General features: G+C 71.2%; 20 protein-coding genes. 8 read left to right on the top strand and 12 right to left on the bottom strand.

Translation table 11 applies throughout. From position 1 onward, the window contains the following. Positions 1 to 4: 4 nt before the first annotated feature. From AC5L36_RS00440 to AC5L36_RS00390, 11 genes are read right to left on the bottom strand one after another with little or no spacing between them, the layout of a single operon-like run. A complete protein-coding gene (locus tag AC5L36_RS00440) occupies positions 5 to 430 on the bottom strand; it encodes a pilus assembly protein TadG-related protein (protein ID WP_441216189.1) in 426 nt (141 codons plus the stop codon). Beyond that, positions 427 to 876 carry a TadE/TadG family type IV pilus assembly protein gene (locus AC5L36_RS00435; protein WP_441216190.1) on the bottom strand — a complete coding sequence of 150 codons (450 nt, stop codon included), beginning with the start codon at positions 874 to 876 and terminating at the stop codon, positions 427 to 429. Before AC5L36_RS00435 ends, AC5L36_RS00440 begins: the two co-directional genes overlap by 4 nt. Then, positions 873 to 1,316, bottom strand: coding sequence for a TadE/TadG family type IV pilus assembly protein (locus tag AC5L36_RS00430; RefSeq protein ID WP_441216191.1), 444 nt, complete (start codon positions 1,314 to 1,316; stop codon positions 873 to 875). The genes AC5L36_RS00435 and AC5L36_RS00430 overlap by 4 nt, the downstream gene beginning before the upstream one ends. 5 nt (positions 1,317 to 1,321) lie before the next feature. Further along, positions 1,322 to 1,510, bottom strand: a complete 189-nt coding sequence (locus AC5L36_RS00425; RefSeq protein ID WP_441216192.1) for a hypothetical protein — start codon at positions 1,508 to 1,510, stop codon at positions 1,322 to 1,324. Positions 1,511 to 1,533: 23 nt separating this feature from the next. Next, positions 1,534 to 2,400, bottom strand: a complete 867-nt coding sequence (locus AC5L36_RS00420) for a type II secretion system F family protein (RefSeq protein ID WP_441216193.1) — start codon at positions 2,398 to 2,400, stop codon at positions 1,534 to 1,536. Further along, a complete protein-coding gene (locus tag AC5L36_RS00415; RefSeq protein ID WP_441216338.1) occupies positions 2,400 to 3,338 on the bottom strand; it encodes a type II secretion system F family protein in 939 nt (312 codons plus the stop codon). The genes AC5L36_RS00420 and AC5L36_RS00415 overlap by 1 nt, the downstream gene beginning before the upstream one ends. Beyond that, positions 3,296 to 4,864 carry a TadA family conjugal transfer-associated ATPase gene (locus AC5L36_RS00410; RefSeq protein WP_441216194.1) on the bottom strand — a complete coding sequence of 523 codons (1,569 nt, stop codon included), beginning with the start codon at positions 4,862 to 4,864 and terminating at the stop codon, positions 3,296 to 3,298. Before AC5L36_RS00410 ends, AC5L36_RS00415 begins: the two co-directional genes overlap by 43 nt. After that, positions 4,854 to 5,657, bottom strand: a complete 804-nt coding sequence (locus tag AC5L36_RS00405) for a CpaE/TadZ family protein (RefSeq protein WP_441216195.1) — start codon at positions 5,655 to 5,657, stop codon at positions 4,854 to 4,856. The genes AC5L36_RS00410 and AC5L36_RS00405 overlap by 11 nt, the downstream gene beginning before the upstream one ends. Positions 5,658 to 5,659: 2 nt before the next feature. After that, complete coding sequence (locus tag AC5L36_RS00400; protein WP_441216196.1) at positions 5,660 to 6,346, bottom strand: SAF domain-containing protein; 687 nt, start codon at positions 6,344 to 6,346, stop codon at positions 5,660 to 5,662. Further along, a complete protein-coding gene (locus tag AC5L36_RS00395; protein WP_441216197.1) occupies positions 6,343 to 7,245 on the bottom strand; it encodes a hypothetical protein in 903 nt (300 codons plus the stop codon). The genes AC5L36_RS00400 and AC5L36_RS00395 overlap by 4 nt, the downstream gene beginning before the upstream one ends. Continuing rightward, on the bottom strand, positions 7,239 to 7,745 hold the full coding sequence (locus AC5L36_RS00390) for a hypothetical protein (protein ID WP_441216198.1): 507 nt from the start codon (positions 7,743 to 7,745) through the stop codon (positions 7,239 to 7,241). The genes AC5L36_RS00395 and AC5L36_RS00390 overlap by 7 nt, the downstream gene beginning before the upstream one ends. Positions 7,746 to 8,159: 414 nt before the next feature. On the opposite strand from AC5L36_RS00390, the gene AC5L36_RS00385 reads away from it, so the two are divergent. Continuing rightward, positions 8,160 to 8,879, top strand: a complete 720-nt coding sequence (locus AC5L36_RS00385; protein WP_441216199.1) for a prepilin peptidase — start codon at positions 8,160 to 8,162, stop codon at positions 8,877 to 8,879. Between the two features lie 75 nt (positions 8,880 to 8,954). Here AC5L36_RS00385 and AC5L36_RS00380 read toward each other — a convergent pair whose 3' ends face one another. Continuing rightward, complete coding sequence (locus AC5L36_RS00380) at positions 8,955 to 10,658, bottom strand: S8 family serine peptidase (protein ID WP_441216200.1); 1,704 nt, start codon at positions 10,656 to 10,658, stop codon at positions 8,955 to 8,957. Between the two features lie 118 nt (positions 10,659 to 10,776). Here AC5L36_RS00380 and AC5L36_RS00375 point away from each other — a divergent pair, with 118 nt between their 5' ends. From AC5L36_RS00375 to AC5L36_RS00345, 7 genes are all read left to right on the top strand, one after another. Next, positions 10,777 to 12,291 carry a deoxyguanosinetriphosphate triphosphohydrolase family protein gene (locus tag AC5L36_RS00375; protein WP_441216201.1) on the top strand — a complete coding sequence of 505 codons (1,515 nt, stop codon included), beginning with the start codon at positions 10,777 to 10,779 and terminating at the stop codon, positions 12,289 to 12,291. Between the two features lie 322 nt (positions 12,292 to 12,613). Beyond that, the gene (locus tag AC5L36_RS00370; RefSeq protein WP_441216202.1) at positions 12,614 to 13,804 is read left to right on the top strand and encodes a helix-turn-helix domain-containing protein; all 1,191 of its coding nucleotides are present in this window, start codon (positions 12,614 to 12,616) and stop codon (positions 13,802 to 13,804) included. 118 nt (positions 13,805 to 13,922) lie between these two features. Then, entirely contained in the window at positions 13,923 to 14,150 is a 228-nt protein-coding gene (locus AC5L36_RS00365) for a hypothetical protein (RefSeq protein WP_441216203.1), read from the top strand. 49 nt (positions 14,151 to 14,199) lie between these two features. Then, positions 14,200 to 15,171, top strand: coding sequence for an ABC transporter ATP-binding protein (locus tag AC5L36_RS00360; protein WP_441216204.1), 972 nt, complete (start codon positions 14,200 to 14,202; stop codon positions 15,169 to 15,171). Next, positions 15,168 to 16,037 (top strand): ABC transporter permease, encoded by an 870-nt coding sequence (locus AC5L36_RS00355; protein ID WP_441216205.1) that lies wholly within the window; start codon positions 15,168 to 15,170, stop codon positions 16,035 to 16,037. The genes AC5L36_RS00360 and AC5L36_RS00355 overlap by 4 nt, the downstream gene beginning before the upstream one ends. A gap of 12 nt (positions 16,038 to 16,049) precedes the next feature. Then, positions 16,050 to 16,304, top strand: coding sequence for a helix-turn-helix transcriptional regulator (locus tag AC5L36_RS00350; RefSeq protein WP_441216206.1), 255 nt, complete (start codon positions 16,050 to 16,052; stop codon positions 16,302 to 16,304). Between the two features lie 202 nt (positions 16,305 to 16,506). Continuing rightward, positions 16,507 to 18,837 carry a Tex family protein gene (locus AC5L36_RS00345; RefSeq protein WP_441216207.1) on the top strand — a complete coding sequence of 777 codons (2,331 nt, stop codon included), beginning with the start codon at positions 16,507 to 16,509 and terminating at the stop codon, positions 18,835 to 18,837. Positions 18,838 to 18,890: the final 53 nt, after the last annotated feature.

Here is an 18,890-nt window from a genome sequence, read left to right as displayed (position 1 = left end):
CCTCCTATTCGTCGGGTGTGGTGAGCAGCACCGCTGTGGCGGTGCCGGTCACCGTGCTGGTGTCGGAAAACCCGAAGACGTCGAGAAACTTGTTGTCGTACGTGACGGAGACCTCGACCTGGATCAGCGGCTGGCCGTCCGGGCCCGTGGAGAACGTGGGTGGCGGCCCGCCCACTCCGGCGGCCGCGCGGTAGGCGTCGACGGCGGCGACCGCCTCGGCCTCGCTGATCTGCGTCGGGCCGCCCTCGATCGCCTGCGCCCGGTCGATCGACTGGCCACCGGCACGGGCCGCCTCGGCGGCGAGGTTGTGTGCACGCTGGAGGGCGCCGAGCTGGCCGGCGCCGTCGTACGCCAGGCCGATCACCATCAGCATGCCGGCGAGCGCGATCGCCAGGAAGATGCTGACCCGCCCGTCGTCCCGCGTGTTCATCCGCGGCTCCGGTAGCGGTCGAGGGGTGAGACGTAGGTCGCCACCACCGTCTTGGCCCCCGGCACGCCCGGCATGACCAGGTCGGCGAAGGAGACCGTGCAGCTCACGGTCGCGGTGACGGTGGCCGGCTCGCCGAGGTCCGCGGCGAACCCGCTCGTGTCGACCGCCACCTGGAGGCTGTCGCCGCAGTCGAGGCCCTGCGCGTCGAGGGTGGAGTTGGCGGCAGACTCGCCGTCGGTCTCCGCGGCCGCGGCGGTGCGGGCGAGGGACGCGGTGCGGGCCGCCTCGTGCGCGGCCAGGTCGACGGCGTTCTGGGCGATCGCGGTGCGGCCGGCCACCGCCGCGAGCACGATCAGCATGAGGAACGCGGGCGCGAGAATGGCGATCTCCACGGATACGGAGCCCTGGTCGCCCGTGCCGGGCGCGCGGCGAGCCGAAGCCGTCACGGCGTCTCCTCCTCCACGAAGCGCTCGACCGGCCCGCGCGCGGTCTGGCTGACCGTCCAGTCGACGCCGGGGATCACCGAGACCACGGTGCCGGTCACGGTGGCCGTGACCTGCTCGTCGTCGCGGGATACCTGCACGTCCCAGCCGACGAGCCAGCCGCCCGTGTCGGCGATGAAGGAGCCCGCCTGCTCCTCGCCGGCCTCCGGGGACGCGCCGTTGAGCGTGCGGGTGGAGCTGACCGCCACCTGGGCGGCGTTGAGCGCCACGGCCCGGGCCAGAAACCATGCGCCCACCTGGATGGAGGCGAACGTGAGGATGAGGATCGCCGGAAACGCGACCGCCAGCTCGACGGGGGTAGCCCCCCGATCCCGGCCGCCAGCCGACCGGCGCCGGACCAGCTCGACGGCCCGGCGCACGCGAGCGACAGCGCGGCGACGCATCCCGGTTACGGCGTGCCGCCGCCGCCGATGGAACCCATGAACGAGTCCACCAACCCGCTCGCCGCGAGCACCACGGCGCCGGCGGCCGCCGCCAGGCCGGCGATGATGATGGCGGTGGGCACCGGGCTGTCACCCCGGTCTCGCTCGCCCGGACCGCGCAGCCGCGCGATCCGCTCCCGCAACGTCCTGATCATCGTTTTCCTCCCTGGGGTACGGCTCAGATTCGGGCCAGGAACGGGTACATGACGAAGCCGACGAGCACGAAGACGAGCAGCGCGCCGGGCACGTCGAGCCGGCTGGTGATCGCCTCGGCGCGAGCCAGGTTGTCGGTGCGGATCTGGTCGCGCAGTGAGTCGGCGCGGACCCGCAGCGTCTCGTGCACCTGGGCACCCTCGGTGCCGGACGCCTGGACGATCGCACCGACATCGCCCAGCTCCGGTACGCCGATCTTTTCGGCGAGCGAGCGCAGCTCGTCCCACGGTGACTGCATCTGCATCTGCGCCATCCGCAGCGACTCGCGCAGCCGCTCGAACACCCAGCCGTCGCAGACCTCGGCCGCCCGTTCCAGGGATTGCACCGGACCGTGCGCGGCGGAGAGCTGGAGCGCGACGAGGTCGAGGTAGGTGCATACGGCCTGGGTGAACTCGCGCCGTGCCGCTTTCGCCTTGGAGAGCACGTCGGCGTGCGCGACAAGCGCGAAGAGCGCGGCCAGACCGAGGCCGGCCGCGGTCGGGATGACGAACGGCAGCGAGACACCCGCGGTGCGCGCGGCCAGCGAGAGAAACGCGGGGATGGCCAGGCCGATCAGCGCCGACAGCAGGAGCGAGAGGGTGTACTGCTCGGGCGACTTGCCCAGCAGCGCCAGCTCCTTTACCGGCGGCCGGGTCCACCGGGACAGGCCGGTGAGCCACTCCAGCCGCCGGCTCGGGTGCGTGGTGCGGAGCGTCGCCGGCGGATGCAGGCGGTGCAGCGCGGGGCCGAGGGCCGGGGTTGCGGGCAGCAGCGTCTCACGGACGACGATAAAGATGCCGAGGCCCACCGCCGCGCCGCCGAGGATCGCGATGACCAGGTACGGGTTGCCCATCACCCCTCCCGCCGCTCGTCGGGGATCGCCAGGAAACGCACCGGCGCGGGCGGCAGGCTCATCGCGCGGGTCCACGCGAGCAGCGCGACGAACGTGCCGCCGAGCACCACCAGCACGACTTGGCCGGTCGGCGTGCCGTACGGCTCCATGTACTGGGGGTTGAGCAGCCCGTACGCCAAGGTCAGCAGCGTCATCCCGGTGAGGAAGCGGACCGCGAAGCGCGGCTGCGTGCGCTTGGCCTCCACCTCGCGTCGGGTCGCGACCTCGGCCGCGGCGGCGGTCGCGATCGAGGAGAGCACGTCACCGAGCCGCTCGCCCCGGTCGCTCAGGTGCAGGACCAAGGCGGCGACGACCTGGTCGCACATCGGGTCGCCGAGCTGGCCGGCGAAGGCGAGCAGCGCGTCGCGGGCGTGCCAGCCGGCCTGGAGCCGGGCCGCGAGGAGCGCGACCTCGTCGCCGATCTCCTCCGGTGCGGTGGAGACGGTCGCGATGATCGCCTGCTGCAACCCCTGGCCCGTGCTGGATACGTCGCGCAGCCGTCGGGTCCATTCGCCGACTGCCTCGATGCGGGCGATCGCCCGCTGCTCGGCCCGCCCGACGCCGAACAGCCACGGCGCGCCGGGCACGGCGATGCCGGCCAGTAGGCCCACCATCGGCAGGCCGGTCACCATCCAGGCGAGCGCGCCGGCGGCGATCGCGGCCACCACGACGATCCGGTGGCGGCGCCGCTCGGCGGCGCTGACGCCGGTGCCGTTCCAAAGGCGGCTGAGGCGGCGGCTGCTGCGGGACGGCGGCTTGGCCGACGCACGAGTGCCCACAACGGACACCACCGCGAGCACGATGCCGCCGACGCAGGCGGCGCCGGAGAGCAGGGCGATCAGCTCGATGTCGGAGCTCACGAGCGGCTCCGCAGCTGGCTGTGCCGGGGCCGCCGCCAGGCGCCGGCGTGTGCCTCGATGTAGCGGCTGAGCACGCGCGCGTCGTAGCCCACCCGCATGAGCTGGTCGCGGACCCGCTCGGGCAGGTGCATGGGCACCGCGCGACCGTCGGCACCCGGGCCGAAGATGGTGGTGGTCGCGATCCGCGCCCCGTCGCCCACCCCGACGATCTCCTCGATGTGCGAGACGAAGCGGTGTTTGCGGCCGCCGATCGCGGTCTCGTCCTCGATCGTCACGTACACGATCAGGTCGAGCGCGTTGCCGGCCATCCGCCGAGCCTGCTCGACGGTCATCTCCCGGCCGTGCGACAGCGCGAGCTCGATGATGCGCTCGCTCACCCCGCCCGGTGTACGCGCGTGGATGGTGCACATCGAGCCGCGGCTGGTGGTCATCGCCTGGAGCATCGGCACGATCTCCCGCGACCGCACCTCGCCGACGATGATGCGCAGCGCGCCCATCCGCAGCGACACCGGGATCAGGTCGGCGATCGTCACCTCACCCGCCGGCCGCCCGTCGGCGCCGCGCTCGCCGTGCCCCTCCCGCGACTCGAAGCTCATCACCGCCCGGTGTCGCTCACCGCGACGGGCGGGTAGCAGCTCGCGGCTCTCTTCCAGCAGCACGTACGGCTCGTCGGGCGGGATCTCCGACATCAGCGCCCGGATGACCGTGGTCTTACCGGCACCGGCCAGCCCGGCGACCATGATGTTGAGGCCGGCCCGCAGCGCGGCGCGCAGGAAGTCGCGGATCAGCGTGTCCATCATCTCGTCGAGGTCGGGGCGGCCACCGGCGATGTCGTCGAGGGTGATGTCGAGCGTGTTGTGCTTGCGGATCACCGCGTACGGCCGGTGGCTGACCAGGTAGACCGCGGCCAGCCGGCTGCCGTCGGGCAGCTGGAGGTCGAGCGTCGGCTTGGAGGTCGACAGGGAGCGCTCCGTCGCACCGGCCCGGCGGGCGGCCGCTTGGAGGATGTCGACCAGCTCCTCGTCGCTGTCGGCGATCGGGGCGGCCCACTCCACGCCGCCGCCGTGTCGGGTGATCCGCACGTGGTCGCAGCCGAGGATGTGCACCTCCTCGATCGTGTTGTCGACCAGCAGCGTCTGGAGCCGACCCAGCCCCACCAGCTCGGCGGTGACCTGGTCGAGCAGCATCCGCTCCTCGACGGCCTGCATCGGGGTGCCGGAGCGGCGGACCGAGTCGGCGTACTCCGACACGACGGCCACCGCAAGCCGGACCCGCTCGACGTCTTCCTCTTCGGGCGTGAACTCCCGGCCGCGCTGCCACTGGGTCAGCCGCTCGGTGAGCTGGCGTCGCAGCTCGCGTACCACCGAGAAGTCGGCCTGCCGCCGAGGCGGAGGGGGAGGTGGTGGCGGTGTGGGCGGCGGGGTGAACGGCGCCACCGGAAGGGCCGGCACGCCGTTGGCCTGATGGCGGCCGACGTGCACCTGCGGCGGGCGCATCGGCGGCGCGGTCGACGTCGCCTCCGGCTGCTGGGTGCGTGGGTCGTGGGTGACCGGCTCAAACCGCATCCGGCACCTCCGCGGGCAGGCTCCGCCAGCTCAGCCGGGCGCGGCGGCGGTCGAGGATCGCGTTGATCGGCACTTCGAGTGCGTTGGCGGCACGCATGAGCGGACGGTTGGCCTTTACCGTGCCGCCCAGCGTGAGCACTTCGGCGGTGCGCGGGTCGTGCGGCAGGCGGGCGATGACCGGCAGCTCCAGCGCCTTGCTGATCTCGCCCTGCGCGTGTCCCTCGCCGACCAGCAGTAGCCGGAGCGAGCCGGCGGCGACGCGGTGTTCGCGGAAGTCGCGCTGGAGCGCGGCGATCGTGGCCCGCGCGCTGGAGAGGTCGGGCAGGCGCGCACCGGTGACGACGAGCACGAGGGCGGCGGCGCGCAGGATCGGCCATGCCGGGTTGGGGGCGTGCAGCCGTCCACAGTCGACGATCACGTCGTATGCCGGCTCGCCCTTTTCCAGCGCGAGGAAGAAGTCGGCGAACCGCTGCCACAGTGGACTGACGCTGCCGGACTGTGCCGGGTCGACGATGCCCGGCAGCAGGAGCCGCTCGCGCCGGGGCGCGTCGAGGTCGATCAGCTGCGACCAGAAGTCGCGGTCGAGCCGCCCGTCGCGCAGCTCGGCCACGGCCAGCTCGCCGATGCCGCGCGGGCCGGGCACCGCCCCGCCCAGGTAACCAGCCATGATCGACCCGCCCGCCGGGTCGCACTCGGCGAGCACGAGCCGGCGGTGCCAGGTGAGCGCACAGGCCAGTGCCGTCGTTGTCACCCCGGGCGACCCCTTCGGCGAGACCAGCGCGACGATCGCCATGGTCAGGCAGCCCCGGTGAGGATGACGGCGAGCCGGTTTTGGGCGGCGAGCGTGACCACCGCGGGCGCGTCGCGGCCGGCCAAAGCCAGGTAGACCACGACCGTCGTGCGGTCGGGGCCCTTTTCGTCGGGCTCGGTGGCGTCGACGACCGTCGCCTCGTATCGCGTGGTCTGCGTCGCCCGCGCCTCGCCGGTCGTCGACGAGTTTTGCGGAGGCGTGCTGACCAGCAGCACCTTGTCGCCGGGGCGGAGCTCCTTGGCCGGCACCTGGTTGGGCTTGAGGCCGATCGCGACCTGCTGCTGCCCGGGGCCGAGCAGCGGCTTGTCGGTGAGCTGGGCCATCGTGATCAGCGTGCCCTCCACGAGCGTGACGGCCGCCCGCTTGCCGATGACCTCGTTGATCTTGCTGGCCGGCACCGGCGAGAGCCCGACACCGCCCGCCACCTGCACGGAGCGCATGTCGTCGGCGGTCAGGGCGGTGCCGACCGAGACCGACCGGGCCACCGCGAGGTAGGTGCCGGTCGAGCGCACCGAAGTCACCGCGAACGCCGCGCCGAGGCCGCCGAGCGCGATCAGCAGCACCGCGAGGCCGAGCAGGCCGGGGCGCATGCGCCGCTGCCGGACGACGCGGGGCGGCTCGACCGGTGCGTCGACCGGGCCCGCCACGCGGTGGTTGGCCGCCAGGCTCATTCGGTCACCACCTGGAGCTCGTTGATCCGCACGCCGACGGTCGCCTCACGGATCTGCGGCTCGAACGTGCCGATCTCACCACCGCCGCTCCAGGTCACGGTCCACGTCGTGGTCGCGGTGACCGTGAACTTCTGGCCCGGCTGCTGCTTGCTGGACTTGGTGAAGACATGCCCGCAGTCCGGCGAAGGGCCGGTCGCGCCCTTCGGGTACGGCGTGCCGCCGCCCGGACAGCTGACCGGTGGGCTCCCGTCGCCCAGGTCGAAGGTCAGGTTGTTGACTCTTGCCTCGATGGTCACAGTCAGCCCTCGGTCCGACTCGCTGTTGAAGATCGGCCCCCAAGTCTCAAGACCTCTTTCCACCCAGAGCCACACCGGGAGTCCGACAAGTCCGGCGCCGTTGGGATCGGGCTTGATCTGGAGGTCGGGCGCGCGCAACGTGATCTCGGCGAACGCGCGGCGGGCCAGCGTCTCGGGGTCGGGCGGCGCCTCGGCACCGGCCGGCGGCGCGTCAAACCACACCGGTAGACCGACACCCTGGGCGCATGTCGGCGTGTACCAGGCGCCGTCCGGGCTGCCGCCGGGCTTTGGCGGGTGCTGAGGCTCGGTGAGCTTGTAATAGCACCCGTCGGCCTGGTTGAACCAGCCGAAGATCGGGTCGTAGCAGGGGACGACCTCCTCGCCGCGGGTGCACTCGCGCTCACCGCCGCCGCCACCCTCGTTGCCACCGTTGTTTCCGTCACCGTTGTCGCCGCCGCCACCGGTGTCTTCGTCTTCGTCGATGATGTGGCAGCTGTCGGATCCAGGCGGGCACTCGGTGATCGGCGGGTCGGCGACCGCCGCCGACGGGACGGCGAGCACGAAGAGAGTGGCCGTGAGGGCGAGGACGCGGCGGGTCAGCACGGCTGGTCCTGGTGGATCGCGCCGTCGCTGATCAGCCAGCGGCCGTCGGGATAGAGGGTCGCGGTGGCGGTCGCCACGTATCGGCCACCCACGGTGCCGGGCACGGGCTTTTTGCTCTTTGCGTAGACCATCTTGTATCCCGAGGAGTCGATGCAGTCCTGAATGGACACCGTTGGCGGATCGGCGGTCAGGTCGAGCGCGCTCACTCGCGGATCGGAAACCATCTTTCCGGTGCGCACGGCGCCGTGCGTCTCGAGGTCGCGCACGGTGTCTCTGACCCGGGTGAGCAGGGGGTCGGCCAGATACTTCGCCAGAGCGGGATGGGTGGGATCCGGATCGGCCGACGCGTCGCGCGACGCCGCGAGATAACCGTTGTACGCGGCCAGCGCGGCCTTTGACGCGGCACCCGCGTCCGGGCCGGCGGAGGCGGCCGTGCTCGGTGCGGCGACGGGAGGCGTGGCCTCGCCGGATGACGAACAGGCGCCGACGAGCAGCGCCACAAGGACCGCAGAGGCTCGGCCCAGGTGCTTTGCGGGCAACGGTGTTTCCTCTCCCCCTGGCGCGCGCCCGGTGCCTCCGAACCGCTCGCGTGCCGTGTCTTTCCCGTGCTGTCGTGCCCCCCAGGCGATGTGTGCATTGAGAACCGTCGCCGCGCGGTCGGCGGACGGCTGGTGCTCTCACCCAGATGGGCAGCATAGGCTGACTGCCGCCAATGCAACAGAGGCAATCCAAATGATCACGCCGAGTGATGATCGTCGGCGGCCGGATGCTGGGAAGGGTGCGATGGAGATCGATTGGCCGGATCCCGGTGTCAGTGCCCATGTGCACGCGTATCCCGGACATCCGGCATCGCTTGGCGTCCGGTGCGCCAACGTGGTTTCCCGCAACCAACTGTTCACCGTGCGTGGCGCTTGATGGGCAGGATTCTGGCAGCCGCCGTCGTGGGCCTGTTGCTCGGCCCGTTACTGCGCGCGCAGGTGTTCACACACACCGTGCCGGCTGGCGAGCCGTGGCGACACGGTTGCCCGCACTGCCAAGCCCGGCTGCACAGCGCTTTCCTGCCGCCCACCGGCCGCTGCCCGCGGTGTCGCGCGCGGATCGGGCCGCCGCCGGCCCTGGTCGAGGTGGTGGCCGCGGCGGCGCTCGCGGTGGTCGCCTGGCGGGTGCGCGAGCCGCTCCCACTGCTCGCCGTCGCGTGGGTCGCGTTGTTCGGCGTCGTACTGGCCCATGTGGACGCTACCGTGCGCCGATTGCCCGACCGGCTGACGTTTCCGGCCGCCGGCGGTGCGCTGGTCCTGTTTGGACTGTCCGCAGTGGTCGACGGCGAGTACGGCCACCTTGCCTCCGCGGTGGCATGCGCTCTGGCACTCGCGGCCTTCTATCTCGTACTGGTGCTCATCTCACCTAACGGGATGGGTCTCGGCGACGCCAAGGCCGCGCTCGCGGTGGGTCTGGTGGCCGGCTGGTTCGGCTGGGGGATCGCGGTCGCCGCGGCGGTCGCCGGTTTCCTCCTCGCCGGCCTCTACGCCGCGGCGCTGCTCCTGCTGCGCCGAGCCGGCCGCAAGGACCACATCGCACACGGCCCGTTTCTGCTGCTGGGCGGGCTCGTCGCGATCGCCCTGCTGGCGGTGTAGGTCGCTCACTCAAGAGCCGGGCCGCGAGCACCCCAGGGGGCGCTCCGGCACTGCCGGAGCGCCCCACGAAATCACCTACGGGCGGGCGCCCCACCTCGGGCGCTCGGTGACCGCGGCGTACGCGTCGACGACGCCGTACCCGTAGAAGCCGTTGAAGTTCGTGCCGCCTGCGCAGTAGGCGTTGAACTCCGGCTCCCGACCCTCGTTGGTGTACGTCTGGAGGCGCGGCTCCGGGCAGGCGTGCTCGGCGGCCGTGCGCAGCAGCTGGTTTTCCACCTTCCACGGCTCCAGCGTCAGGCCGCCGCGGTGCCGGTCGCGGTGGCCGAACTCGCTGACGATCAGCGAGGCGACACCGGCGGCGTGCGGGGCGGCCATCGAGGTGCCCTGGAGGTACGTGTAGTACACGCAGGTGCCGTTCGGGCAGAGCTTGACGACCGCACCCTCGCCGGCCGGCGTGATGTTGCCGTCGGCGTCGACCAGCGGCGGGTCCTCCTCCTGGAGCGGCTTGAGCGGGTACGTCGACAGGATCATGTTTTCGTCGGTGCGGAACGTCGGCGTGCCGAAGCCGTCCCGGAACCAGCCACCCGGCGCCGACACGGAGATCTGCTCGGTGCCGTAGTTGGAGAAGTCCGACTTCTTGCCGGACGGCCCGAGCGCCGAGACGCCGATCACGAACGGGCCCTCGGCCGGCATGGTCCAGCAGGACCGGTTGTCGATCTGCCGGGTGTAAGCCGGTGCGCCGTAGTCCGGGCTGATCGTGTCAGGCAGCGGCTTGCCGAGGTCGGTGTGCTCGTTGCCGAGCGCGCCGACGAGCGTGACGCCGCGCAGGTGGGCGTACGTCAACGCGCGCGTCATGGCCCGGAGGACGGCCCGCTGCTCGGCCTTCGCCGCCGCGCTGTCCGCGGAGTTGTCGAGGCAGTTGTACAGCCACGGGTCGACGAAGAACGACATGTTGACCACGTCGATGCCGGCGTCGGCGGCGTACGTCAGCGCGTTGACGACCGGCTCCAGGAAGAAGAAGCCGGAGTCCTGGCCGCCCTTGAGCTCGACAAGGGTCACGTTGGGCGCGACGCCGGAGACGCCGAGGCCGTTGACGGCGGCGCCGATCGTGCCGGCCACGTGGGTGCCGTGGCCGCCGTCGTCCGTGCCGACCGGGTCGAGGCAGCTCGGCACCTCGCACGCGCCGTCGATGTCGGTCAGGTCGGGCGCGAAGTTGCGGGAGAGGCCGCGGCTGAAGTTGGGCGCCAGGTCGGGGTGGCTGGCGTCGAGGCCGGTGTCGAGGATGCCCACCGTGACGCCCTTGTCGCCGGGCTGCTCGCGGCGCGACTCGTCCGAGCGCACCATCTCCAGGCCCCAGAGCTTGTCGTCGAGCGGGTCGAGCCCGGCCGAGGCGTGGCCCGTGCCCTTGCTCTTGCCGGTCGTGCCGGCCAGCAGGTTTTCCTGCTCGACCGCGTCGACCTTCGGGGCGTTCGGCGCGTAGCCGATCGCGCGGCGCTGTGCCGCACCCACCAGCGCGCCGTCCGCGGCGGCGCGGCTGGCGAAGTCGGTGCGGGCGGACTTCACCTGAAACACGCCGACGCTGTCGTTGCGGGCGACCACCGTGCCGCCGGCGGCGGTGATCGCGGCGACCGCCGCGTCGGCCGCGACGCCGTCTTCGGCGACCACGGTGTACTCCGTAGTGGTGGCGGGCGCCGCGCTCGACGGTCCGGTCGGGACGATCGCCACGAGGGCCAGCGACGTCGCGGTGGCGATCGCTCCGGCCATCAGTCTCTTGCTCACATCTGTTTCCTCTCGTTGAGGCTTCAGCCGAGCATCCAACCGGAACGATGTTTCGAAAACATCAAGATCGCCAACCGATGAACTCACGCTCGCCGAGCTGCTGAGTTAACGTCTGATCATGGATCCGCGGGCCCGGCGCTTGTTCGGCGGCACCGCGATCGCGCCCGGCGACCTCGCGGCGAGTCCGTTCCGGGTCGATCGCGACCGCATCGTCAGCTCGCCGTTCTTCAGCCGGCTCGGCGGCGTAACCCAGGTGATCAGTCCGGGTGGCTCCGGGCTGCTGGTGCACAACAGGCTCACCCACAGCCTCAAGGTCGCCCAGGTGGCACGCGCGATCGCCGAGCGGCTGATCGCCGACGAGCGCTACAGCGGCCTGCTCGACGAGTTGGGCGGGTGCGACCCCGACGTGGTGGAGGCGGCCGCACTCGCCCACGACCTCGGTCACCCGCCCTTCGGGCACCTCGGCGAGCAGGTGCTCGACCGGCTGGCCCGCCAGCGGCTCGGGCTGGCCGACGGCTTCGAGGGCAACGCGCAGTCGTACCGGATCGTGACCAGCACCGAGATCCGCCGCGCGACGACGATCGGCCTCGACCTCACCGCGGCGGTGCGCGCGGCGATGCTCAAATACCCGTGGACCCGCCACTCGTACCCGCAGCCGCACCCCCGCCACCTCCACCCGGCGCCGCGCGGTGCGAGCCCGTCACCCGGCGACCTGGACGGCGGCTCGGCCAAGTTCGGCGCGTACACGACCGAGGTGGCGGACATGCGGCAGGCACGCGAGCCGTTCGCCGGGCGGATCGCCGACTGGCAGCAGACCGTCGAGGCGTCCGTGATGGACACCGCCGACGACATCGCGTACGCCATCCACGACGTGGAGGACTTCCACCGGGTGGGCGTACTCCAGCAGGGCTCGGTGGCCACCGAGCTGATCGCGTGGCAGAACGAGGTCGCCGAGCTGCGCAAGCTTCCCGACGCCGAGCTGGACGTCGGCACACGACGCCCCGGCCGGTCGGTCGAGCGGCTGCGCCGCCAGCTGCACCGCAAGGACGGGTGGATCAGCGACGACGAGGCGTTCGCGGCGGCGGTCGAGCAGGTGCGGCACGAACTCGTCGACGGCCTGCTCGCCGCACCGTTCGACGGCTCGGTCGAGGCCGAGCAGTACGTCGCCCGCTTCTCCGCACAGTGGACCCGCCGCCTGATCGGCGCGATCACGGTGGCGCCACACCCGCCGCTGCGATCCGGCCACGTGATGCTCGCGCCCGCACAGTGGCACGAGGTGCAGGTGCTTAAGTTCGTCCACCAGGGCTTCGTGCTCGCCCGGCCCGACCTGGCGCTGCACCAGCGCGGCCAGGCCAGCCTGCTCACGACCCTGGTCGAGGCGCTGTACGAGTGGCTGCTCGACCCGGACGAGCAGGCCCGCCTACCCCGGCGCCTGCACGATCTGGTGGAGCTGGCCGACGCCGAGCTGGAAGCCATGGACGCGACTGCCACCGCCCCGGAACGCGCGGTGCAGGCCCGCGGTCGCGCGGTGATCGACTTCGTGGCCGCGCTGACCGACAGCCAGGCCGTAGCCCTCCTCGACGCGCTCTCCGGCCGCTCCCGCCAACTCTGGACGGACGCTTTCGTCCTCTAGCCAGCTCGCCGCCCCAGCCTGGGACCCAAGAGGGCAGCCTGTCACCGCCTGGGCGGGTGTACGGGAGCCCTCCTCAGAATTCATCCCCAAGAGGGCTGCCCTCTTGAGGGCGAAGCGCGACCAACGGCGGACGGGTGAGGCCGCGGGAGCAGCGGTCCGGACCACGACGGAGATCGCGGTAGCTCAAACCTGGATCTTGAAGTTGGCCCTTCAGTAGGGCTGAGATGAGTGAACTAAGCCAATTGTTCCGTCACCGTTCGGGGTCTTCACGACATCAGGGGCAGCGCATACCGTCGATTTAAGACGGTCCCCGGGAGCTGCGATGCGATCGACGCTCGGCGCTCAACTGTCCGCCCTGCGCCGACGGCGGGCCATGTCGCAGCGCGACCTGGCCGAGCGGGCCGGCGTCTCGGTCGACCTAGTGCGCAAGCTTGAGCAGGGGCAGCGCCACGCCACCCGGATCGCCAGCCTCACCGCGCTGGCCAACGCGCTCGACGTCACTCCCGCGGATCTGCTCGGCAAGCCGCGCGGGTTGCCGGCGGGGCGGGTGAGCGGCGAGGTGGGCGCGATCAGGCGGGCCGTGCTTGGCGTGCGGGAGCCCGCGGTGGAGCCGCCCGTGCTCGACGACCTGCGCACGGAGGGGCGGGAGGCGTGGCGCCTCTACTGGGCGGGCCGCTACGCCGAACTCGCCCGCGATCTGCCCGCCCTGATCGCCGGCGCGCGGGCGGCGGTCGAGGCGGCCACCGACAGGGCGGCCGCCGCGGCGACGCTTGCCGAGTTGTTGCAGCTCACCGCGTCGCTGCTGGCCCACCTCGCGCACGAGGACCTGGCCCACCTCGCCCTCGCGGAGGCCGTGCGTGCCGCCGAGGCCTCCGGCGACGAGCTGCTCTTCGCCGGCCAGCAGGCCACCCGTTCGTGGGTGCTGTCCCGCCAGGGCCTGTGGTCGGAGGCCGAGCACGTCGCGGTGACCGCGGCCGAGCAGGTGGAGCCGGCGCTGTCGCGGGCCTCCATCGACCAGGTCGCGGTCTGGGGCGAGCTGCTGCGCTACGGCACCACGGCCGTGGCGCGCTCCGGCCGCCAGTCCGAGGCGCAGGAGATGCTCGGGTTGGTCCGCGCCGCCGCCGCGCGGATGGCGGGGGACCAGCGCAGCACGTACGTCGGGATGGCGTTCGGCCCGACGGTCGCGGCGATGAAGGCCGTGGACGTGGCGATCGCCGCCGACCGCCCGCGGCAGGCGATCAAGCTGGCCGAGCGGGTCGAGCACCCCGAGGCGGCGCCCACCGCGATGCACGCCCGCTACCTGCTCAACGTGGCGTGGGCGCAGATGACCGACTGGCGTTCGCAGGACGCGGTCGACACGTTGCGCACGGTCGAAGCCCTGGCGGCGGAGATGCTGCCGCACCAGACGATCGTCCACACGATCATCGCCGAGCTGTTGCCGCGGCGGCGCAAGCAGCGCCTACCCGGCCTCGTGGGTCTTGCCGAGCGGATCGGCATCGCGGCCGGCGGGTAGGACGTGTTGTCCCCGTGCCGCACGTTCGGCGGCGACGGGGTAGCCCATCGCGCCACACCGGGGTGGTCGCCCATCGCCGTACGTTCCCTCAGTTCGATCTGACGATGGGGGTGAGAGCATGGCCGACGGCGAACATACGCCGACCCGGCCGTCCTGGAAGTGCTCGTCATGCGGCTCGGACTGGCCGTGTGACGACGCTCGGGACCAGCTCTACAAGGAGTACGGCGAGCAGCGGGTCAACCTCGCCGTCTACATGGCGACGCAGCTCGGCCACGCGGCCGGGGAGCTGCCGGGCGTGTCGACCACCGAGCTGTACCAGCGCTTCATAGCCTGGACCCGCCCGTAGTACATGTACTACAGTTTGGAGGAGCCTTTAGACGAGACGGGGGATACGTATGACCGTCGTGAGGCAGCTGCGGACACCGGCGGCGGTTGTGGAGCCGTCCGACGATCTCGCCGCGATCGAGGTCCATGACCTCCGGATGCGTTACGGCACCAACGATGTGCTCGATGGGGTCAGCTTCACCGCCCACCGCGGCGAGGTGCTCGCGCTGCTCGGGCCAAACGGCGCTGGCAAGACCACCACGATCGAGATCCTCGAGGGCTTCCGGATCCGTTCGGCGGGCGAGGTGCGGGTGCTCGGCGTCGACCCCGGCCACGGCGACGAGCGGTGGCGGGCCCGGCTTGGCGTGGTGCTCCAGTCGTGGCGTGACCACGGCAAGTGGCAGGTGCGCGAGATCCTCGCCCACCTCGGGCTCTACTACCGGCCGTATTCCACGCCGCGGATCACCCGTCCGTGGGATGTCGACGACCTGATCGACGCGGTCGGCCTGACCCCGCACGCGGGCAAGCGGGTCAGCCAGCTGTCCGGCGGCCAGCGGCGCCGGCTCGACGTGGCGATCGGCATCGTGGGCCGACCCGAGATGCTCTTCCTCGACGAGCCGACCGCCGGCTTCGACCCCGAGGCTCGCCGCGAGTTCCACGATCTCGTGCACCGGCTCTCCGACATCGACGACACCACGATCCTGCTGACCACACACGACCTCGACGAGGCGGAAAAGCTCGCTGACCGCATCCTCATCCTGGCCGGCGGCGCGATCATCGCGGACGGCTCGCCCGACCAGCTCTCCCGCGGCGTCGCCGCCGACGCCGAGGTGCGGTGGAGCCGCGACGGCGAGCGGTTCGTGCACGCCACCAGCGACGCCACCCGGTTCGTGCGGGAGCTGTTCCAGCAGTACGGCGAGGCCGTCACCGATCTCGAGGTACGCCGCGCCAGCCTGGAGGACACCTACATGGCCTTCGTCCGGGAGTACGAGTCGGGACGCGGCGTGGCGGCCCTGCGCGCGTTCGAGGAGGTCACCCGATGACCACAGTCTCCTTTGGCCGCCCCGCGATGGGTGCGGCTCGCGCGGGCCTTACCCGCGGCCGCATCGAGCTGCGGCACACGTTCACCAACGGCCAAGACGTGTGGAACTATCTTTTTCCCGCCGTCCTCCTGCTGGTGGTCCTGTTCTTCATGCGCGGCGCGACGGTGCCGGGCACGAGCTTCTCGCTCGGCTCGCGCACGATGCCGAGCGCGCTGGGCATGGGCATTGCGTTCGGCGGCCTCGTCACGATGGCCATGGTGCTGACGATCGACCGCGAAGACGGCACGCTGCTCCGGGCCAAGGCGATCCCCAACGGGATGGTCGGCTACCTGATCGGAAAGATCACACTCGTGGCCGGCATGGGGCTGATCAGCCTGGCGATGCAGCTCATCCCTGGACTGATCTTCTTGGACGGCCTGTCCGTGCGCGGCGCGTCGAGCTGGTTCACGCTGATCTGGGTGGTGCTCCTGGGCATGGTCGCCACGATGCCGATCGGTGCGATCTTCGGCTCGCTGATCGCCAACCCGCGCAACATGGGCATGATCATGCTGCCGTTGATGGGCCTGATCGCCACCTCGGGCATCTTCTACCCGATCACCAACTTCCCCGTCTGGCTACAGTGGATCGCCCAGGTCTTTCCGGTCTACTGGCTGGGGCTTGGCATGCGGTCCGCCCTGCTCCCCGACAGCATGGCCGCGGTCGAGATCGGCGAGTCGTGGCGCCACCTGGAGATGGTCGGCGTGTTGGGCGCGTGGGCCGTCCTCGGGCTTGTCGTCGCGCCGATAGTGTTGCGCCGCATGGCCCGCCGCGAATCCGGCTCCCGGGTTGCCGAGCGCCGCGAAAAGGCCATGCAGCGGATCGCGTGAGGGGCGACGCGGATGAGTGAGGTCATCTACAACCGCATCGCCATGCTGCGTGCCGAGCGGGGCATCTCCCGCCGGGAGCTGGCCGAGGCGCTGGGCGTCCACTACCAGACGGTGGGCTATCTCGAGCGCGGCGAGTTCAGCCCGAGCCTCCATCTGGCGCTGCGGCTGTCCCGCTACTTCGAGGTGCCGGTCGAGGTCATCTTCTCCATCGACCCGTTTCCGCGTATCGGCGCAGCCTCCACTTCGGACGTCCAGCGCAGCGCATAGTCACGCTCTGGTGGCTATCAGCAAGATCCACCCATCGTTCGGCGTGATTGTCGTGGCGCTGGTCGGCGGCTACGGGCGGGCGAGGCGACAGGCCCTGACCAGGAGCGGGTCGTCGAGGCCGGCGTCGAGGGGGCACAAAAACGCGAAACCGCCGGACACAGTGTCGGTCGTAGCGCGGGGGCGGAGCACCTAGGATCGCAGCGTGACATCGGATCGCATCTCGACGACGCAGCGGATCGCCGACGAGCTCGGCGTGCGGGAAACACAGGTGACGGCGGCTGTCGACCTGCTGGATGGCGGGGCCACGGTGCCGTTCATCGCCCGCTACCGCAAGGAGGCCACCGGCGCGCTCGACGACGCACAGCTGCGCACATTGGAGGAGCGGCTGCGCTACCTGCGCGAGATGGAGGAGCGGCGCACCGCGATCCTGGAGTCGATCCGCAGCCAGGGCAAGCTCGACGAGGCGCTCGAGGCGCAGATCATGGCCGCCGACTCGAAGGCGCGCCTCGAAGACATCTACCTGCCCTACAAGCCAAAGCGGCGCACGAAGGCGATGATCGCGCGCGAGGCCGGGCTGGAGCCGTTGGCCGAGTTGCTGCTCAGCGATCCGACGCAGGAGCCGCTGGTGGCGGCGGAGGCGTTCACAAAGGAAGACCTCGACAAGGCCGCCGCTCTCGAAGGGGCGCGGCACATCCTCGTGGAGAAGTTCGCCGAAGACGCCGACCTGATCGGCGCCCTGCGCGAGCAGATGTGGTCGCGCGGCCAGCTCGTTTCGCGGGTGCGAGACGGAAAGCAGGACGACGGCGCCAAGTTCGCCGACTACTTCGACTTCGCCGAGCCGTTCACCAAGCTGCCGTCGCACCGGATCCTGGCGATGTTTCGCGGTGAGAAAGAAGAGGTGCTCGACCTCACGCCGCAGCCGGAGGATCCCGACCTTCCCAACTCGTACGAGCCGCGGATCGCGGGCCATTTTGGCATCGCCGACAAGGGACGGCCGGCCGACCGGTGGCTGCTCGACACCGTGCGGTCCGCGTGGCGCACCCGGATCCTGATCCACCTGGATGCCAATATCCGCAGCCGGCTGTGGCAGGCGGCCGAGGAGGAAGCGGTCCGGGTCTTCGCGGCCAACTTGCGCGACCTGCTGCTCGCCGCGCCCGCCGGCACGCGCCCGACGATGGGGCTCGACCCCGGCTTCCGCACCGGTGTGAAGGTGGCGGTTGTCGACGCGACCGGCAAGGTCGTCGCCACCGATACCATCCACCCGCACGTGCCCGCCCACCGGTGGGACGAGTCGATCGCCACGCTGGCCAGGCTGGCCGCCGCTCACAAGGTGGAGCTGATCGCGATCGGCAACGGCACGGCCTCGCGAGAGACCGACAAGCTGGCCGGCGATCTGATCGCGCGCCATCCCGAGCTCAAGCTCACCAAGATCGTGGTCTCCGAGGCCGGCGCGTCGGTCTACTCGGCGTCCGCGTACGCCTCGTCGGAGCTGCCCGACCTCAACGTCTCGCTGCGCGGCGCGGTCTCCATCGCCCGCCGCCTCCAGGATCCGCTGGCCGAGCTGGTGAAGATCGATCCCAAGTCGATCGGCGTGGGGCAGTACCAGCACGATCTCTCGGAGGTCAAGCTCTCCCGCTCGCTCGACGCCGTGGTCGAAGACTGCGTCAACGCCGTGGGTGTCGACGTCAACACCGCCTCGGCGCCGCTGTTGACCAGGGTTTCCGGCATCGGCGAGGGGCTGGCGGCGAGCATCGTCATGCACCGTGACAGCAATGGGCCGTTTCGCAGCCGGCAGGCGCTCAAGGAGGTGCCGCGCCTGGGGCCGAAGGCGTTCGAGCAGTGCGCCGGCTTCCTCCGCATCCCGGGCGGCGACGACCCGCTCGACACGTCCAGCGTGCACCCGGAGGCATACCCGGTGGTCCGCCGCATCTTGACCGCCACGAAGAGTGACCTTCGCTCGCTCATCGGTAACGGGCCGATCCTGAAGGGGCTCAAGCCCACAGACTTCGTCGACGACAAGTTCGGCCTGCCGACCGTCACCGACATCCTCAAGGAGCTGGAGAAGCCGGGGCGTGACCCGCGGCCGGCGTTCAAGACGGCGACCTTCGCCGAAGGGGTGGAGACGCTCGCCGACCTCCAGCCAGGGATGGTGCTGGAGGGCGTAGTGACCAACGTCGCAGCGTTCGGCGCTTTCGTAGACGTGGGTGTGCATCAGGACGGGCTTGTCCACGTATCGGCGATGTCGAAGACATTTGTCAAGGACCCTCGTGACGTAGTGAAACCGGGCGACATCGTTCGGGTGAAGGTGCTCGAGGTCGACGTGCCGCGCAAGCGGATCTCACTGACCCTGCGCCTCGACGACGAAGGCCCGCGGGCCGGTGGCAACGGCGCCGCCGGCGGACCGGGGCGCCGCGACCGGCCGGCCAGGCCGAGCGGCAAACGCCCAGCTCAGCCGGCACGCCAGCCGCAGGGGGCGATGGCCGACGCGCTGCGGCGCGCCGGGCTCGACAAGGGAATCGGCGGCCCCCGCTGACTCGTCAGTAGATACGAGATAAATTCTGTTATCGCGTCGCGCGTGCAGCATCT

This window comes from Phytohabitans sp. LZ39 (genome assembly GCF_059359075.1).
This window is presented reverse-complemented; position numbering and strand designations above follow the sequence as displayed.

What these genes read in the sequence shown, in the direction of transcription:
- AC5L36_RS00420 (WP_441216193.1), bottom strand. Translation starts at nt 2,400, where the DNA reads ATGGGCAACCCGTACCTGGTCATCGCGATCCTCGGCGGCGCGGCGGTG.
- AC5L36_RS00440 (WP_441216189.1), bottom strand. Translation starts at nt 430, where the DNA reads ATGAACACGCGGGACGACGGGCGGGTCAGCATCTTCCTGGCGATCGCG.
- AC5L36_RS00350 (WP_441216206.1), top strand. Translation starts at nt 16,050, where the DNA reads ATGAGTGAGGTCATCTACAACCGCATCGCCATGCTGCGTGCCGAGCGG.
- AC5L36_RS00405 (WP_441216195.1), bottom strand. Translation starts at nt 5,657, where the DNA reads ATGGCGATCGTCGCGCTGGTCTCGCCGAAGGGGTCGCCCGGGGTGACA.
- AC5L36_RS00365 (WP_441216203.1), top strand. Translation starts at nt 13,923, where the DNA reads ATGGCCGACGGCGAACATACGCCGACCCGGCCGTCCTGGAAGTGCTCG.
- AC5L36_RS00370 (WP_441216202.1), top strand. Translation starts at nt 12,614, where the DNA reads ATGCGATCGACGCTCGGCGCTCAACTGTCCGCCCTGCGCCGACGGCGG.
- AC5L36_RS00375 (WP_441216201.1), top strand. Translation starts at nt 10,777, where the DNA reads ATGGATCCGCGGGCCCGGCGCTTGTTCGGCGGCACCGCGATCGCGCCC.
- AC5L36_RS00410 (WP_441216194.1), bottom strand. Translation starts at nt 4,864, where the DNA reads ATGCGGTTTGAGCCGGTCACCCACGACCCACGCACCCAGCAGCCGGAG.
- AC5L36_RS00385 (WP_441216199.1), top strand. Translation starts at nt 8,160, where the DNA reads ATGGGCAGGATTCTGGCAGCCGCCGTCGTGGGCCTGTTGCTCGGCCCG.
- AC5L36_RS00430 (WP_441216191.1), bottom strand. Translation starts at nt 1,316, where the DNA reads ATGCGTCGCCGCGCTGTCGCTCGCGTGCGCCGGGCCGTCGAGCTGGTC.
- AC5L36_RS00425 (WP_441216192.1), bottom strand. Translation starts at nt 1,510, where the DNA reads ATGATCAGGACGTTGCGGGAGCGGATCGCGCGGCTGCGCGGTCCGGGC.
- AC5L36_RS00400 (WP_441216196.1), bottom strand. Translation starts at nt 6,346, where the DNA reads ATGAGCCTGGCGGCCAACCACCGCGTGGCGGGCCCGGTCGACGCACCG.
- AC5L36_RS00360 (WP_441216204.1), top strand. Translation starts at nt 14,200, where the DNA reads ATGACCGTCGTGAGGCAGCTGCGGACACCGGCGGCGGTTGTGGAGCCG.
- AC5L36_RS00355 (WP_441216205.1), top strand. Translation starts at nt 15,168, where the DNA reads ATGACCACAGTCTCCTTTGGCCGCCCCGCGATGGGTGCGGCTCGCGCG.